At 49.3% G+C, this 16,809-nt stretch carries 12 protein-coding genes and 3 tRNA genes; 5 read left to right on the forward strand and 10 right to left on the reverse strand.

The window, feature by feature from the left end; translation table 11 throughout:
- The first annotated feature begins 267 nt into the window (after nucleotides 1-267).
- Nucleotides 268-990, forward strand: a complete 723-nt coding sequence (locus tag AC2T0J_RS20020) for a sulfotransferase-like domain-containing protein (RefSeq protein WP_489807502.1) — start codon at nucleotides 268-270, stop codon at nucleotides 988-990.
- Nucleotides 991-1,599: 609 nt separating this feature from the next.
- A complete protein-coding gene (locus AC2T0J_RS20025; protein WP_489807503.1) occupies nucleotides 1,600-2,439 on the forward strand; it encodes a mechanosensitive ion channel family protein in 840 nt (279 codons plus the stop codon).
- A gap of 117 nt (nucleotides 2,440-2,556) precedes the next feature.
- On the opposite strand, the gene AC2T0J_RS20030 is transcribed toward AC2T0J_RS20025, so the two are convergent.
- Nucleotides 2,557-3,105, reverse strand: coding sequence for a DUF2058 domain-containing protein (locus AC2T0J_RS20030; protein WP_489807504.1), 549 nt, complete (start codon nucleotides 3,103-3,105; stop codon nucleotides 2,557-2,559).
- A 12-nt stretch (nucleotides 3,106-3,117) separates the two neighbouring features.
- Entirely contained in the window at nucleotides 3,118-5,751 is a 2,634-nt protein-coding gene (topA, locus tag AC2T0J_RS20035; RefSeq protein ID WP_489807505.1) for a type I DNA topoisomerase, read from the reverse strand.
- A 381-nt stretch (nucleotides 5,752-6,132) separates the two neighbouring features.
- Here topA and astB point away from each other — a divergent pair, with 381 nt between their 5' ends.
- Nucleotides 6,133-7,473, forward strand: coding sequence for an N-succinylarginine dihydrolase (gene astB / locus AC2T0J_RS20040; RefSeq protein WP_489807506.1), 1,341 nt, complete (start codon nucleotides 6,133-6,135; stop codon nucleotides 7,471-7,473).
- A 58-nt stretch (nucleotides 7,474-7,531) separates the two neighbouring features.
- Here the strand turns inward: astB and AC2T0J_RS20045 are convergent, their stop codons facing one another.
- Complete coding sequence (locus tag AC2T0J_RS20045; protein WP_489807507.1) at nucleotides 7,532-9,754, reverse strand: Ig-like domain-containing protein; 2,223 nt, start codon at nucleotides 9,752-9,754, stop codon at nucleotides 7,532-7,534.
- A 112-nt stretch (nucleotides 9,755-9,866) separates the two neighbouring features.
- Between AC2T0J_RS20045 and AC2T0J_RS20050 the strand changes: the two genes are divergently transcribed.
- Both AC2T0J_RS20050 and AC2T0J_RS20055 read left to right on the forward strand, forming a co-directional pair.
- Nucleotides 9,867-11,222 (forward strand): dicarboxylate/amino acid:cation symporter, encoded by a 1,356-nt coding sequence (locus AC2T0J_RS20050; protein ID WP_489807508.1) that lies wholly within the window; start codon nucleotides 9,867-9,869, stop codon nucleotides 11,220-11,222.
- A 93-nt stretch (nucleotides 11,223-11,315) separates the two neighbouring features.
- Nucleotides 11,316-11,894: a lipid-binding SYLF domain-containing protein gene (locus AC2T0J_RS20055; protein ID WP_489807509.1), complete on the forward strand. Its 579-nt coding sequence runs from the start codon at nucleotides 11,316-11,318 to the stop codon at nucleotides 11,892-11,894.
- 114 nt (nucleotides 11,895-12,008) lie between these two features.
- Here AC2T0J_RS20055 and AC2T0J_RS20060 read toward each other — a convergent pair whose 3' ends face one another.
- From AC2T0J_RS20060 to dnaQ, 7 genes are all read right to left on the reverse strand, one after another.
- Nucleotides 12,009-13,241: a lipoprotein-releasing ABC transporter permease subunit gene (locus AC2T0J_RS20060; protein ID WP_489807510.1), complete on the reverse strand. Its 1,233-nt coding sequence runs from the start codon at nucleotides 13,239-13,241 to the stop codon at nucleotides 12,009-12,011.
- Entirely contained in the window at nucleotides 13,238-13,933 is a 696-nt protein-coding gene (lolD, locus tag AC2T0J_RS20065) for a lipoprotein-releasing ABC transporter ATP-binding protein LolD (protein ID WP_489807511.1), read from the reverse strand. The genes AC2T0J_RS20060 and lolD overlap by 4 nt, the downstream gene beginning before the upstream one ends.
- Before the next feature lie 221 nt (nucleotides 13,934-14,154).
- Nucleotides 14,155-14,231, reverse strand: a tRNA-Asp gene (locus tag AC2T0J_RS20070).
- Nucleotides 14,232-14,273: 42 nt separating this feature from the next.
- Nucleotides 14,274-14,350, reverse strand: a tRNA-Asp gene (locus AC2T0J_RS20075).
- Nucleotides 14,351-14,377: 27 nt separating this feature from the next.
- Nucleotides 14,378-14,454: transfer RNA gene (locus AC2T0J_RS20080), tRNA-Asp, on the reverse strand.
- 186 nt (nucleotides 14,455-14,640) lie between these two features.
- Nucleotides 14,641-16,044, reverse strand: a complete 1,404-nt coding sequence (locus AC2T0J_RS20085; RefSeq protein WP_489807512.1) for a TIGR03503 family protein — start codon at nucleotides 16,042-16,044, stop codon at nucleotides 14,641-14,643.
- A 33-nt stretch (nucleotides 16,045-16,077) separates the two neighbouring features.
- The gene (gene dnaQ / locus AC2T0J_RS20090; RefSeq protein ID WP_489807513.1) at nucleotides 16,078-16,770 is read right to left on the reverse strand and encodes a DNA polymerase III subunit epsilon; all 693 of its coding nucleotides are present in this window, start codon (nucleotides 16,768-16,770) and stop codon (nucleotides 16,078-16,080) included.
- Nucleotides 16,771-16,809 lie beyond the last annotated feature (39 nt).

Genomic DNA, 16,809 nt, shown 5'->3' on the forward strand with positions numbered 1-16,809 from the left:
TGTTATTGGCATTTTTATTGTGACCGAAAGTATACTTCAGTCCAAACCTTTTAACCTGTAAACACGGTGTTCAACATTCGCATCCCCGCATAAACGATTAAAAGCAACTAAATCATGGCGTTACCCTAGCATTTTCGAGTTCGCAAAACAAAATATTATATTGTATAAAATATTGAAAATAAGCTTGAAATAGTGCTGCCAGCGCGATTATGCTTGCGTTATCGGTCATTCAGCAATGGCCGGCTACAGATAAAAAGGAAGTTACCTATGCGAATAGCCATGTGGTCAGGCCCACGCAATCTCTCTACTGCTATGATGTATGCATTTGGCGCCCGTGCCGATTGTGCGGTATGGGATGAGCCATTTTATGCGCCCTATTTGAAACACAGCGGCCGGGTGCATCCAATGCAGGAAGAGATATTTGCACGTGAAGAAACCGATCCGGTGGCGGTGGCTAACCGTTGCGTTGGTCCAACGCCAGACAATAAACCGGTGTTCTATCAAAAACACATGCCCCATCATATGCTGGAAGCGTTTCCGCTAGACTGGTTATCTGACGTGTGTAATGTCTTTTTAATTCGTCATCCTGCCAGAGTGATCGCCAGCTACCATAAAAAAAATGGTGAACCCTGTCTGGAAGATATCGGTAGCCGTGCCCAGTGCGAGTTATTTAATAAAATAGTCGCGGAGTCAGGTCAATATCCTATCGTCGTAGATTCGTCTGATATCCGGCAGAACCCGCCGGTAATGCTGGAAAAGCTTTGCAACGCCATCGGTATACCCTGGGATCCTGCCATGCTTAGCTGGTCTGAAGGCGGCCACCCCAATGATGGCGCGTGGGCTGAGCACTGGTATCCGGAAGTCTGGAAAAGCTCCGGGTTTGCACGGGCAGAGCCTCCAGTCCCTCAACTTCCCGACGAGCTAAAAAGTGTACTTTATCAGGCGCAACCGTATTACGAGCAACTTGCAGCGCAAAAGATAACGCTCTGACCAGCCCTAAGCATACATCAAAGCCTGAGCTGATAAATTCTTCCCGGTTCAGGCAGCGCCAAATCTTATAAAGCATCCCCCAATCATAGACACATAAAACTATTGTGCTTTCAGCTTCATCAATACTAAAAGATGAGGCCGCCATATCAAATAAAGATTAGCCTTAAACAATTGTAGAATCTGCCGATATACTTCACTTGTGGGCAACTCAACACAGTGAAGCTACACTCGAAAAATTCGCCGTCGAGTTTCAAAGATCATATACAAGCCCTAGAGGCTGTTGATCTATAGTGGGCATTTTGCAGCAGTCCGTAGCCGGCTAGTGTACATCATTCAGGCCAGGCGGGTGTTTGCAGGTCTAGTGGGCCTAAATCAAAAACACCCAACGCTGTATAAATGGCGCACAAGCGCTGCTCGAAGGGGTCTCCATGAATGCATTTTACTCTTTGTTACAGCCCTTTGACTTAGAACCACTAGGACTGCAGGACTGTTTCGCGATTAAAATACTTTCATATAGATCAAAACTTGTACACCAAAAGTCAGCAAACCCTAGCTAAATTTATTTTTGTTGGTAATCTCCAATGCAGAGAGCACCATCAAGGAGATAAAATGGATTCTGTAGAGCAACAACTTACCACCTTTTACGAAAAGGCCATCACCTTAGGCACCGAGTATGGCGGGCGTTTAATTTTAGCCTTAATTGTACTGGTTATTGGCCTATGGATTATTAGCCGCATTAGTGATGCTGTGCGTAAGCATACAATTAAAGGTCTGCCAGATGAAACCCTGGCTAAGTTTCTTTCCAATTTGCTGGAAATCACGTTAAAAGTACTACTGGTGATCAGTGTTGCTTCCATGGTGGGCATAGAAACCACCTCCTTTGTTGCCATACTCGGTGCCGCAGGTTTAGCGGTTGGTTTAGCCTTGCAAGGCAGTCTTTCGAACTTTGCCGGCGGCGTTATGGTACTCATTTTTCGCCCCTTCAAAGTGGGAGACTATATTTCTGCCCAAGGTGAAGAAGGTGCTGTAAAAGACATCGGTATCTTTGTTACCACCCTGGAAACCTTCGACAAGCGCATACTCATTATTCCCAATGGCCCATTGGCCAATGGCAATATTACCAACTACACCGCCAGTAAGATTCGCGCCGTGGAAATTCCTATTGGTATATCTTATTCCGACGATATTGCTAAGGGTAAAGCGGCCATGGAAGCGGTGTTGGCCAATGATTCTCGTGTATTGCAAGACGAAGCCAATGTTGTAGCAGTGGTTGACCTCGGCAACAGTTCGGTAGATTTTCTAGTGCGTGCATTCGTTAAAACAGAAGATTACTGGTCGCTGTTCTTCGACATCCGCCCTATGCTAAAAGCCGCGGTGGAAGAAGCTGGCCTCACCATTCCGTTCCCGCAACGCGATGTTCACTTGTATCAAGAAGCGGTGAGCAACTAGCGCAAGAGAAAACTGATACCGTCTACCATCCCGATCAGCATGGGTAATTTATTACCATAACGCTAATGACTAGAAAGCCCGCATTAAGCGGGCTTTTTTAGTACTTTTAATACGCTATTACCAGGTCAAATCATCCGGGATTTCATACTCTGCATACCAGTCATCTTCTTCAGACTTTTCTTTATTCTCTTCACGAAGATCGGCGCGATATATCACCACTTTCGCATCACGTTCGGCAATTTTATCTGCAACCGGTGTAGGTATCAGCGCATAGTCATCATCCAATCTGACAACCGCTAATCGCGCATCAACCACCAATTTGTGCACTGCGTCACTGACATACATCCGCTTCACCACGTTGGTGTCAGTAAAATTAAGTACTGTATCGCCATTGCCTTTAGGCTGCTGATTAACCGTAATTAACTGACGAATTTGCGCTACTACGGCTTTTTTCTCAAGTTCCGCCTGACGCTGCTGGTTAAGCTCCCGGTCGCGCTGCTTCTTAGCCTCTGCTGCTTGCTGAGCGGCCAGCTTATTTTCGTCCTCGCCAACCGCAGTGCCTTTGTTTTTCAGCTTTTGCTTTTTGCGTTTATCCGCTCTTGCCTGTTTGGCTTTGGATTTATCTGCCAAACCGGCTTTGAGCAACTGGTCCTGTAATGATGCCATAATCCCGTCTGCCTACTTCTTCTTAGTGTCTTTGGCTTGCCATTTGCCGTCCTGATACCAGGCAGACCACCCTGTGGCTTTGCCCTTGGCATCTTCGGTCATGACGTATTGCTGCTTGGTCTTACGACTAAACCGCACAATGGCCGGGTTGCCGTCCGGATCGGTTTTCGGTGCATCGGCCAGGTAGTAAAACTTGGGCGATATCCGGTCGCGGAACCGCGCCAGCTCTTCCACCTTAGGCGCCCTGGTCTCCCGTGATTTAGGGAAATTATGGGCCGCCAGAAAAATACCGGAAGCGCCGTCTCTGAGCATAAAGTGAGCGTCACTTTTCTCACACTCGAGCTCGGGTAAATCAACCGGATCTTCCTTCGGTGGTGCAGGCTCGCCGTTGCGCAACAATTTACGGGTATTTTTACATTCACTGTTAGTACAGTCGAAGTACTTTCCAAAGCGACCGTTTTTCAGTTCCATATCACTGCCGCACTTGTCACACTCAATCAGCGGACCATCGTAACCTTTGATTTTAAACGTACCGGTTTCAACATAGGTGCCCGGACAGGCCGGCGAATTACCACAAACGTGCAGCTTGCGGGTTTCATCAACCAGATAGCTGTCCATGGCCGTACCGCATTCGGGACAGCGGCGTTTGGCGCGTAAATCCGCCGTTTCCTGCTCGTCGTCATTGTCGACTTTTACCACTTCCTCACCGGGGGTCAGGTTCATGGTGTTGGTACACCGCTCTTTAGGCGGCAGGTTGTAACCCGAGCAGCCTAAAAACACACCGGTACTGGCCGTGCGCACATTCATATGACGGCCACACTTGTCGCAGTTAATCTCAACCGGTACCGCCTGATTGGGGCGCATGCCGCCAGCTTCAGCTTCCTGCTCGGCAAGCAACAGCTTGCTGTAAAAGTCGCTGTAGAATTTATCCAGTACGGCTTTCCAGTTTTCGTGGCCTTCGGCGATTTCATCCAGCCGTTGTTCCATGTTGGCGGTAAAATCGTAACTCATCAGGCCGTCAAAGTTTTCCATCAGGCGATCGGTGACAATTTCACCCATCTTCTCGGCATAAAACCGTTTATTATCGAGGCGCACGTAGCCTCTGTCCTGAATGGTTGAGATAATGCTGGCGTAGGTAGACGGACGGCCAATACCACGCTTTTCCAGTTCCTTAACCAGCGAGGCTTCGTTAAAACGCGCCACCGGCTTGGTGAAGTGCTGTTTCGGATCCAGTTGCTTAAGCGCCAGTTTATCGCCAGGGTTAACGTCCGGCAGTAATTTATCTTCTTCACCTTTTTTACTTTTCTGTGGCTGTACTTTGGTCCAACCATCAAATTTAAGTACCCGGCCCTTGGCGACCAGCTCAAAATCCCCCGCCTTCACTTTCACTGTAGTGGCATCATATTTAGCCGGAGTCATCTGACAGGCCACAAACTGACGCCATATAAGCTCGTAGAGACGCTGTGCGTCGCGTTCCATGTCTTTTAATGCCGTTGCCAGGGTATTTACGTTAGACGGCCTGATGGCTTCGTGAGCTTCCTGCGCGCCCTCTTTACTGCCATAGCGAATTGGTGCACCAGGCAGGTACTTCGCTCCGAAGTTGTCATCGATATAACCACGACAGGCATCCAACGCTTCCTGACTGAGATTAGTTGAGTCGGTTCGCATATAGGTAATATGACCGGCTTCGTACAACCGCTGCGCCATCATCATGGTTTTCTTTACCCCAAAACCAAGACGAGTACTGGCCGCCTGTTGCAGGGTAGACGTGATAAACGGTGCCGACGGGCGACTCTGGGTGGGCTTGGACTCGCGGCTAACCACTTCATAATCAGCCGGTTTGAGCGCTGCCAGGGCATCGTCGGTTTGCGCTTTGTTTACCGGTTTGAAAGGCTTATCACCTTCTTTTACTACCTGCATGCGCAATGCATCACTGGCTGCGGTGGTCAGGTCTGCATGCACGTCCCAGAATTCTTCCGGCACGAAAGCCTTAATTTCACGTTCGCGCTCAACTACCAGACGCACAGCTACCGACTGCACCCGTCCGGCGGATAATCCGCGGGCTATTTTTTTCCACAACAACGGTGACACCATAAAGCCCACTACACGATCGAGGAAACGACGTGCCTGCTGCGCTTCAACCCGGTCCTGATTCACATCGCCCGGATGTTCAAAGGCTTCTTTGATGGCATTTTTGGTGATCTCATTAAATACTACCCGCTGATAGGTTTTGCCTTTCTGGCCCAGGATCTCCTGCAAATGCCAGGCAATGGCTTCCCCCTCGCGGTCCAAATCCGTTGCGAGATAGATGGTGTCAGCATCCTTGGCGAGCTTTTTCAGCTCATTAACGACTTTTTCCTTACCCTCTAATACCCGATAGTGTGCTTTCCAGTCGTGCTGAGGATCGACCCCCATGCGGTCAACCAGCTTTTTATACTCGTATTCACGCAGGTATTTGGTCTTGGCTTCCTCAGACAGTGTTTTCAGTTCTTTGGCTGGTTTTTTCGGCTCCACCTTGCCGAGCGCCTTGGTCGGCAGGTCGCGTACGTGGCCCACGGAAGATTTAACAATAAAATTTTTACCAAGATATTTATTTATTGTTTTGGCTTTGGCCGGAGACTCGACTATGACTAGTGATTTTGTCATAAATAAGAATTAAACCTTTGAATAAATTAAATTTTAGATAGCAAACCAGGAAGAAAATAAGGCAATTATAGTCACATAGTCTGGCGCTTCTTTTTTTAACATATATCGACAAAGTGAATGGAAAACAAGTTCTTCTTCATACTTATTCGTAAAGTTTATTTTTCACCCACCCCAAATAGCGTAGTTTTTAACCACTCAGATTGGCAGCGTAGTTAAAACACGTATAATGCGCCGGGTTGTCGCAAATAACGGCAGAAATTACAACACTAAAATAAAAAAAGTTGTACTTATATATAGCGTAATCATAGCTGCTATCAGGTTATTCTGCCCTTTTGCTCAACAACATGTTTACCGAATGACTAAAAATTAAGGCAGGTTGTCATGCAATATTGTGAAGCGAATTTTGACGGGCTGGTCGGCCCGACCCATAACTATGCCGGATTGTCTTTTGGCAATGTCGCGTCTTTCTCCAATGCGAATGCGATCAGCAACCCTAAAGAAGCCGCCAAACAGGGCCTGCAGAAAATGAAAGCGCTGTCTGACATGGGCATGGTACAGGGCGTGCTGGCACCGCAGGAACGCCCTGATCTGGCTACTCTGCGCCGTCTGGGATTCGCTGGCAATGATGCTAAGGTGCTTGAACAGGCTGCGGCCCAGGCCAGAGAAGTGTTTCTGGCTTGTTGCTCGGCCTCCAGTATGTGGACAGCCAATGCTGCAACCGTTTCACCCAGTGCCGATACCGCCGATGGCCGCGTGCACTTTACACCAGCTAACCTGACCAACAAATTTCACCGTTCACTGGAGCCACAGGTCACGGGCAATATTCTTAAGGCGACCTTTGCTAACAGCAAATATTTTGCTCACCATGCCCACTTACCCGACAACGATCATTTCGGCGACGAAGGCGCAGCAAACCACACCCGTTTGTGCAGTGCCTATGGTCATGCCGGCGTTGAGGTGTTTGTCTACGGCCGCCATGCCTTCCGTCATGATTTACCTCAGCCTACCCGTTACCCTGCCCGACAAACGTTCGAGGCTTGTCAGGCCGTGGCCCGGCTGCATGGCCTGAGCGACGAAAGTGTGGTGTATATCCAGCAAAATCCCGAGGTCATCGATCAGGGCGTATTCCATAACGATGTGATTGCCGTAGGTAATCAGAATGTGCTGTTTTATCATGAGCTTGCTTTCCATAATAGTGAAGCCGCGCTGGCTGAGGTACAAGCCAAATTCGGTGACAAACCGCTCCACTTTATCAAGGTAAAAAGTGATGAGGTTGGCCTGCAGGACGCCATTAAAACCTATCTATTTAACACGCAACTACTCACCTTACCCGATGGCAACATGACCATTATCGCGCCCTCAGAGTGTGAAGAAAACACCACCGTTGCCGCTTATCTGGCTGAGCTGGTTAACCGTGATACACCCATCAAAAGCGTTAATTACTTCGATGTAAAGCAAAGCATGCGCAATGGTGGTGGACCGGCTTGTCTGCGTCTGCGCGTTGCCCTGACCGACGCCGAACTGGCCGCCGTCAACCCGAGTACCGTTATGAATGATGTGCTGTTTACCCGCCTCAACAGCTGGGTAGACAAGCATTACCGTGACCGCTTAACCGAGCAGGATCTGTGCGATCCGCAACTGCTGGTTGAGTCTCGCACCGCTCTGGATGAACTTACCCAGATATTAAAGCTGGGATCGGTCTATCCCTTCCAGCAGGCTTAATCATTCGCTCAGAAAAACGCCGGCAATTGCCGGCGTTTTTAATACTTTTAGTCACGGCTTACAGGGTATCACCACAATTCGCGCTGACGCCCCATGGACTTGATGGTGGTGGCGCCCCCTGGGTGGTGCGATCATCGGTAGACACGCTCAGCCAGTAATTCATTGAATCGACCGATTCTGTTCCTGATGACTCACCACGGGCACTAATCGCCAGTTGCACCCACGCACCATATTGTTTCGGATAATTAAGGTTTATCAGGGCCTGCCCGTTTTCATCAGTGCTGGCGTCTGCATCGATAGCGCCAACATTACCCGGGGTCAGCTGACCGTCACCATTAAAATCTTCACCCACATCCAGTCGACCATTGCCGTTCAAATCTTCATTCGCGCAGACAGCGGTTGTCACTGAGTAGTAGATAGAATCATCTTCATCCCATAGCCAGTAACCTTTAGCATAAGCTGCATCATTGGTGGTTTCAGCCACCGGCGTAGCGCTGAAGGTTAACGCTGCGCCACTCACCGGGTTTGCGTCAGCATCGGTAACAAATACCGAGAACTCTTTGCGGTAAGAAGACTGCTGCGGTGCTTCAATCAGATTACCAGTACCTAAAGAGATATCAAAAGGACGGTCGCCCACAGTCAGTAAGGTAGAATCTTCAACCGTTGGCTCATCGTTCACATAGGCTCGTACTTCTACGCTCTGATAAGTACTCACCGCGTTAGACTCATAAACGGTTGTGGCAATACCACGGCGGTCTGTACGGCTTTGAGCGTCGGTCAGGTTGCCGTTAGACACATCATTTACTTCAAAGTTAACCAGCTTGTTACGCACCCGGTTACCGTCGGCATCCAGAACCACAGCAGAAATGGTGCTGGTCTGACCGTCAGGACCAATCGAGTCTGGCGTAGCATCCACGATAATGGTTTCTGCATCGGTAGCAATAAAGGCAATCTCAATTTGCGTAGAGACCTGCACACCCGCGCCGTCTGTACCGGTTGCTGAAATAGTTGCCAGTCCGGCATTACCTGAACTTACCGTAAGATCAGCAATACCACTGCCATCGGTCACCGCATCTGCGCTTACCACTGCACCACGCGAAATAGCAAAACTTATTGAACCGCCGGCAAATGGTGCCGCGTCACGTAACCAGCTAACCTGCAGATTGTAATCGGTATTGAGCGGAATATCCTGCTCAACATCATTCACATCCGGTGCATTAACAAAGACAAACTCATCCTGCTGCACTTCAATAGCGAAGCTGCTTTCAGTGTTCAGAGCGTTAGCGAATACCGTAAAGGTGCCCGCAGCAGGCGCGGTAAAGGCCACCGTAGCGCGTCCCTCAGCGCTGGTTTGCGGTGTCGCATCATCCAGCGTGGTAGCCGTCACATCGGTACCTGTTTCATCTTCAACCCGCAACGTCAGTGTTTCACTGGCGATACCAACATTATCGGAGTCCTGCAGACTAACGGTAAGGTTCACACTGTCGCCGATGATTGCCGACGTGGTGCCGTTAATTTCGATTTCCGTACCCACCACATTGATGCTCAGCGTTTGCGTTAGCGTTTGTTCGCCACTCACCGTTGCGGTAACGTTAATAGTGCGATTTTCCTTGTCGCCACCGGTACGCAACATCACTACAGCCGTGCCATTTTCGTCGGTAACCGGTTGAGTTTCAGCAATAGCGGCATTATTGTCGGCAGAGAACGTCACATTAATACCATCAAGCAGGATATTCTGTGCGTTTTTAACCACCGCCCACACTTCTACTTCATCTGAGCCGCTTGAAGACAACTGTGACTGACTGGCAAACAGTTCCAGGGATTCCGGTGTTTCCACATTGGCCGTGGTGCCACTGGAACTAAAGCCAATGCGGGCCGTCTCTCCGGTTTCCAGCGCGGCCTCTACCGCACCGGAGCCAGACAGCTCGCCCACAATAAGGGTAATGGTTGCCACCCCTTGATCGTTGGTCAGCGCCGTGCCCACATCGTTTGAAAAGCGTGCCAGGTTGGCAACGGTAAAACTAAATGTCACTACAGTGTTGGCAACCGGGCTACCGCCACTGTCGGTAACGGTTGCTGACAGAGTGAGTGGTGAGTCACCGGTAAGTGACGTACTGGTATTACCGTCACTGTCGGCAAGTGCTAAACTCACCGAGTAAGTGGGATCGGGTGTGTTGTCCCCGGTGTTATCTTCTCTGGAAACTGAACCACCGCCTCCACAGGCAACTAATAATAATAGTGCCCATGTGGCGGCTATTAAGCGTAGAGATTGCATTTTCATCGTCTTCCCGGACCTCTTTACCGTTATTGGGTCATTTTAAGTATTTAAAACTGCTATGAATCTGGCACACTAACTAAGAACTATAAATAAAATAACATTGCAGGGAATTTACATGTCTCAGTCTTCACACAAGTACAGTTTAACTGCACGGATCTTTATCGGCATGGTTGCCGGAATCATTATTGGTGCGCTGCTTCAATTTCTATTTGATGATAGCGGAGATTTGCGGTTTTCGATATTCTCAGTGGAAGTATCCACGTATGGCATTTTGGTCGAAGGTATATTTTCAACGCTCGGACAAATTTTTATTTCGAGCCTGAAAATGCTTGTTGTACCATTAGTTTTTGTTTCTTTGATCTGCGGTACCAGCAGTTTATCGGAGCCATCTAAGCTCGGTCGGCTGGGGGCTAAGTCCATTGGCCTTTACATCTTGACCACCGCTATTGCCGTTACCCTGGCGATTATGGGTGGTTTGCTGGTGTCACCCGGCGAAGGGCTTAATCTGCAAAGCGAAACCACTTATGTCGCCAAAGAGGCGCCATCCTTATCACAGGTTATCGTGGACATGTTCCCGTCGAATCCGATCAATTCCATGGCCGAAGGTAACATGCTGCAAATCATTGTATTTGCCGTATTACTGGGTGTAGCCATGGCCATGACCGGCGACGCAGGTAAGCGTTTGGCAGCTTTCTTCGAAGACGTTAATACCGTTATCATGCGCTTGGTTACTATTATTATGAATCTGGCGCCTTATGGTGTATTTGTGCTAATGGCCAAGCTATTTGCCACTATTGGTCTGGAAACCATTGGTGGATTACTGTGGTATTTCTTCCTGGTACTGGCAGTGCTGGTGATCCACGCACTGGTTACCTACCCGGTATTACTCAAAGTCTTCAGCGGTATGAACCCGCTAATCCTGCTACAAAAAATGCGTGATGCGGCCCTGTTTGCATTCAGTACATCCAGCAGCAGCGCCACGCTGCCGGTTACAATGGAAACTGCGCGCAATAAATTGGGTATTGGTAAATCCGTATCGTCGTTCACACTGCCACTGGGCGCCACAATCAACATGGATGGCACCGCAATTATGCAAGGTGTTGCCACGGTATTCATTGCCCAGGTTTACGGTGTAGACCTGTCTTTAGGTGACTACGTGATGGTGGTATTAACCGCCACCTTAGCGTCAGTGGGTACTGCCGGGGTGCCCGGTGTTGGCCTGATCATGCTGGCCATGGTTTTACAACAGGTAAACCTGCCGGTTGAAGGGATTGCGCTTATCATCGGAGTAGACCGCTTACTGGATATGACCCGCACCGCGGTTAACATTACCGGCGACTGTACCGTAGCAACCATCATCGCTAAATCAGAAGGTGACCTGGATGAAGCCATCTTTAATGATCCGAACGCCGGTCATCAACAGGAAGACGTAGACTTCGAACACTTTGATAGGAATGAGGAACGCGCCTAAGCAGGTGTCGAATCTCCGAGGCAAAATATCAACTTCTCCGGCTTTGCTTCGTATCAGCTATAGTTAAGTCGGATTTCCTAAAGGAGTTTTCAGGTGCAACAATTCAAACAAATTTTACAGTACTCATTGTCTGCAGTGTTTATCATTGCCCTGACCGCATGCGCATCTATGGGCAGTGGTACGGTGGCGCAGAAGCGCCAGGCAATATTAACCATGCAGGATAAGGCTCTCACACGCCTGTACAGCGAAAAGCCGGACACCCGGGCCCAACTGGCCAATGCGCCAGGTTATGCAGTATTCAGCAGCGCTAACATCAACCTGATTTTTCTGGCAGCCGGTACCGGCTATGGTGTGGTGAATAACAATCTCACAGGCAGTAAAACCTATATGAACATGGCCGAGGGTGGCGTAGGGCTTGGATTAGGGGCGAAGGATTATCGCATCGTCATGGTGTTCCATACCAAAGCGTCGATGGAATATTTTATTGAGCACGGCTGGACTGCCGGCGGCAATGCCGATGCCACGGTCAAAGCGGGCAATAAAGGTGGGTCTATTGATGGTGAAGGCTACGTAGGCAGCATCACTGTATATAGCATGACTGAAAGCGGCCTCGCACTACAGGCTACCGTAAAGGGCACTAAGTTCTGGGTAGATAAAGAGTTGAACCAGTAGTTAGAAGCAGCCTAAAAGGCCGCTTCCCGTATCCCGGAAACGCCAAAGGCGTTATCCGGGATCTCCATAAAAGGCTGACTCAGCACTCCAAACCGCTGAATGATGCAGAACCACTTAATGTAAAGCCCGGGCAGGTTGGATTGCAGCGGCTTTCTGTGCTGGGTAAAGCGTAGCCAGTACCGACAGTACAATGGCGACTAAAACCGTAAGCAACACATCATTGACCTGCAATTGTGAGGGTAAAAAATCGATAAAATAAATATCGCCCGACAGCACTTCAACCCCTAACAGGTCTTCCAGCTTACCCACAATCAACGACAAATTCGGCGCCGTGATCACCGCCAGTAACGTGCCCCAGAAGACGCCGATAAAACCATTTAATAGCCCCTGAAACACAAAGGTATTACGGATTTGATTATCCGTAGCGCCCATGGTTTTTAAAATAGCGATAGACGACTGTTTTTCTTTTACCGCCATCACCAGCGACGAAACAATATTAAAGCAGGCCACGGCAATAACCAGTGATAAGGCAATGTACACCACTACTCTTACCAGGCGGATATCGTCATACAAGTGGCCCTGGGTCCGGGTCCAGTCAGACATATATACCGCCTGAGGAAAGCCATAACCAACTTCGCGGATAATGGAATAGGCAGCAAAAGGGTCGTAAAATTGAAAACGCAGCCCCTGTGCGCCGGATTTGATACCCGCCTGCTCAGATGCCGTTTCAAGATGCATAATGCCTATCAGGTTATCCAGCTCGCCGCCCACATTAATACTCCCTGCCACAGTGAGATACAGATTCTTGGGTGCTGCGAACGTTAAATCTTCTGTGACTGAGGGGATCACCACACTGATTTTATCACCGGGTGTGAGTGCCAGTTTGTTGAGGATCCCCTTACCCAGCAACACCTGATTGGGTCCCTGCCGGAGCTGCCGCCAGTCGGTCTCAGTGATTTCATTTTGCCAGCGCGTCGGAATCGCCGCATTAATCTGTATACCGGTTAGCTCAACGGCTTTGAGTTTACTGCCCTGTTGAATCATGCCAGTAATTTTAGTGTATGGCTCTACTTCCTTAATACGGGGATCTTCGCCCAGTACCTGTCGGTAAACCCGCCAGTCCACAATGCCCTGCTGGTTAATCGAGAAGAGTTCGGCATGGGGAATAATAGCCAGCAAACGCTCGCGTAACTCGCGTTCGAAACCATTCATAACACTCAGCAGAATAATTAGTACAAAGCAGCCTAAGCCTATTCCCAGCGTCGACGACAAAGACACAAAGGAGATAAAACGGTTACTACTTTTACCGCGTCGGAAACGACGCGCCAGTTGTAAGCTGAGGTTCACAGCGGACTCCGCTGAGCTACCAGAGAGCCATCGGTGAGTTGCAATACCCGGTCCATAGCATTAGCCAGGGCAATATCATGAGTTACCACAATAAAGCTGGTGCCCATTTGCTCACTGAGTTCACACAACAACTGATATATTTGATCGCCGGTTTTCTTATCAAGGTTACCGGTAGGTTCATCGGCCAGCACGATAGACGGGTTATTTACCAGGGCTCTGGCAATGGCAACCCGCTGACGCTCGCCACCAGACAGCGCTGCCGGCTGATGACTTAAACGGTGGCTTAAACCGACTTTTTCAAGTAACGCCCCGGCCTGCTTTTCTGCCTCTGCTTTGCCAGTACCTGCAATGAGTAACGGCATCGCGACATTTTCCAGCGCACTAAACTCAGCCAGCAAATGATGAAACTGATAAATAAAGCCAAGCTCATTATTACGCAATGCGGCCTGTTGATTGGCATTAAGTCCAGCCAGTGAACGGCCGTTAATGGTCACGTCACCGGTGGTAGGCAAATCGAGCCCGCCAAGAATATGTAATAAGGTACTTTTACCCGAGCCTGAGCTACCTAATATGGCAACTTTTTCGCCCCGGGCGAGGGTAAATGATACATCACTGAGTACCGATACTTTTTCGTTACCATCATGATAGGTTTTGGTGACGTCCCGGCAAACCAATACCGCTTTTTCTGCCATGCTGTCCTCTTAACTGAATGCAGCGATAATATTTATTATCATGGGTTTGCAAGTGTACTCGATAGGACAGACAAGGTATAGAACCAGTCAGGGCTCAGTACCGTTAAATTAGCGCATAACAGAGTTAGTTAAGCCAGAGAGGATCGCGCAGACGAGCGAAAACAGCTATAAAATAAGCTTGCTGATATAAGAAAAGGATTATTTGATTCTCGACAGAGAAATGGCGGAGCGGACGGGACTCGAACCCGCGACCCCCGGCGTGACAGGCCGGTATTCTAACCAACTGAACTACCGCTCCAACGGTATGCGTAGTGGTATACGCTTTTTTGAATCAGGCTAATGGCGGAGCGGACGGGACTCGAACCCGCGACCCCCGGCGTGACAGGCCGGTATTCTAACCAACTGAACTACCGCTCCATAAAGCCTTTAGTCACAACTGAAAAGTGGCGGAGCGGACGGGACTCGAACCCGCGACCCCCGGCGTGACAGGCCGGTATTCTAACCAACTGAACTACCGCTCCACATTTTCAATCATTTCAGTAAGTTACTTGGGTAAGTACTTTACCCTGTCCCTCACTGCGGCGCAGATGATACGTATTACCCCGAAAGGAGTCAACGGTTTTTTTCACGAAAATGTCATTCTTTGGATCGTTTGCCTGATAATTCGCCACGTTGACCGAAAAGCCAGCAAAACCGGCGCTTGCAGGTTATTCTTTAGGCTTTTTAAACTTGCCCAGCAGGCCGCCTAAGAATCCCGGTTTCGCCGCCTCGGCAGGCTTAGCTGCCGCTTTCCCATCAGCCTTTGCTTTCGCTGGCTGAGCACTGCCTTTGCTTTTACGACGTTTCAGTAAAATAATTACGACCGCGCCCAGCAGCCCAACCCCAACAATACTGCCGTTAACGATAATCAGCCACAACATCAGGGTATCATCGTCCATGCCCTCTTCTTCGGCTTGTTGCACGGAAGGTTCCGGGATCACCTCATCCACATTATTTTCGACGGCTGACTCCACCACTTCAGGTTCGGGTAATTCGGGCTCAGCCACCAGAAACGTAAATTCAGGCACATCAAGGATAAAATCACGGCCATTTACCGTTTTGCCGTACGCGGTCATTTTAACCCTGAAAATGCCATAGTCGTACGCAATGATAAGGTATTCACGAACGTCCCCACCCAACTCTGTAAGCGAAAAGTTGCGCACGTCAGCGTTAGGATAACGTACCTTACCGTCCACCAGTAAGGTGTTAATGTCCACCAGATCACGGTCTACATCGATCAGCAGTTTGTGATAATCGTTCCCGCCGCCGTCGAGTTCAACGTCTATTTTAACGGGGTTGGGATAAAGCCTGAGTGGCGGGTCGACCTGTTCACGGGTAAACATAGGCGTGGTGACCCGAAAAACCGGTTGCCACTCACCGGCTGGCACATTCAGATTAAACTGTCCGGTAAACACCCCATCCAGCGGCGCCTCATCCATGCCGCGGCCGTTATCTTCAAAGGTCGCAATTTGCTGATCATCTGCACCGAAGTTATCGTAGTTGGGGTTATTCGTGCTCACCAGATCAATGGTCAGCTCAACCACATCACGAAACTGGCTGTAATCGATCGGCTTATCGCCGTTGGTCAGGTAGGCCGTTTGTTTGAGAATTTCACCAGAAAATAAAATGGGTGGTAACGGCTCGGCATGCAAGGCAATGTCAGACAACACCATCACCCGGCTGCCTTCCACAATTTGCCCCACCGCCTGCCATGGACCGGGTACCGGATTTTTAATACTGATCATGTCGTAAGTGTCAGAATCGAACCAGAAGATGTCATCCCCCTCTACCTGCGACTGGAATATCTTGGAGCCATCCGGCCTTACCAGCACCACCGGCGCTGAACCGTAGTCGCGAAAGAATACCATGGTGACTTCTTTCACATTATGATCAATACGAAAACGGTTTTGGAGCAGCTTTATACCGTTCTCGTATTCGTTACCGATGAGAGCAATGGGTGATTCACTCTCGGTTTGCTCAGCAGTTGGCTCAGGCTCCTGCTCTGTTGGCTGCTGAGCACTTACCGTAAAGGCCAGTGCTACACTCAAGATTGTCAGTAATACTCTGCTCACCCAATTAGCCCTGTGTTGGCAAAATTCACCGGTTTACTGGCGCCAGATTGGATTTTGTACCAGGTCCAGACGCGCCTCATGCTGTGTTAATTCATCGGCAGTAGCTTGAATAACCTTTAATTTTTTTCCGTTACGGGGAATTCGGCGGATCACCTCAGCACCACCGGTATTGGCCTGATTGTTACCGCTAAGATTCAGATCGGTCTGGCCACCGGTCATCATCAGGTACACGTCGGCCAGGATCTCGGCATCCAGTAAGGCGCCGTGCAGTTCACGATGGCTGTTGTCGATACCATAACGCTTACATAGCGCATCAAGGTTATTTTTTTGACCCGGATGCATATCACGGGCCAGTACCAGGGTATCCAGCACGCCACAAATTTCTTTGGTTTTGATGCTCGCGGTGGGGCCATGCATGGCAAATTCGTGGTCCATAAAGCCTACGTCGAAGGGCGCATTATGAATGACTAACTGGCCGCCGCGGATAAACTCGATAAATTCACCGGCCACATCGGCAAATACCGGCTTGTCGGCCAGAAACTCGTTGGTAATACCGTGAACCTCAATGGCTTCCTGCTCAATTTCCCGCTTGGGATTGATATAAACATGGAAGTGATTGCCCGTAAGACGACGGTTGATAACTTCCACACACCCTATTTCGATGATCCGGTGGCCTTCTTTTGGATCAATACCCGTTGTTTCTGTATCCAGTACAATTTGACGCATAAACCACTCTTATCTTAGTGCTGTTTGCGGTAGTATACC

The organism is Alteromonas sp. ISO5 (genome assembly GCF_058105165.1).

Bases quoted from the DNA above. Each gene is read 5' to 3' on its own strand.
- AC2T0J_RS20050 (WP_489807508.1), top strand. From the start codon at position 9,867: ATGTCTCAGTCTTCACACAAGTACAGTTTAACTGCACGGATCTTTATC.
- topA (WP_489807505.1), bottom strand. From the start codon at position 5,751: ATGACAAAATCACTAGTCATAGTCGAGTCTCCGGCCAAAGCCAAAACA.
- AC2T0J_RS20025 (WP_489807503.1), top strand. From the start codon at position 1,600: ATGGATTCTGTAGAGCAACAACTTACCACCTTTTACGAAAAGGCCATC.
- AC2T0J_RS20030 (WP_489807504.1), bottom strand. From the start codon at position 3,105: ATGGCATCATTACAGGACCAGTTGCTCAAAGCCGGTTTGGCAGATAAA.
- dnaQ (WP_489807513.1), bottom strand. From the start codon at position 16,770: ATGCGTCAAATTGTACTGGATACAGAAACAACGGGTATTGATCCAAAA.
- lolD (WP_489807511.1), bottom strand. From the start codon at position 13,933: ATGGCAGAAAAAGCGGTATTGGTTTGCCGGGACGTCACCAAAACCTAT.
- AC2T0J_RS20020 (WP_489807502.1), top strand. From the start codon at position 268: ATGCGAATAGCCATGTGGTCAGGCCCACGCAATCTCTCTACTGCTATG.
- AC2T0J_RS20045 (WP_489807507.1), bottom strand. From the start codon at position 9,754: ATGAAAATGCAATCTCTACGCTTAATAGCCGCCACATGGGCACTATTA.
- astB (WP_489807506.1), top strand. From the start codon at position 6,133: ATGCAATATTGTGAAGCGAATTTTGACGGGCTGGTCGGCCCGACCCAT.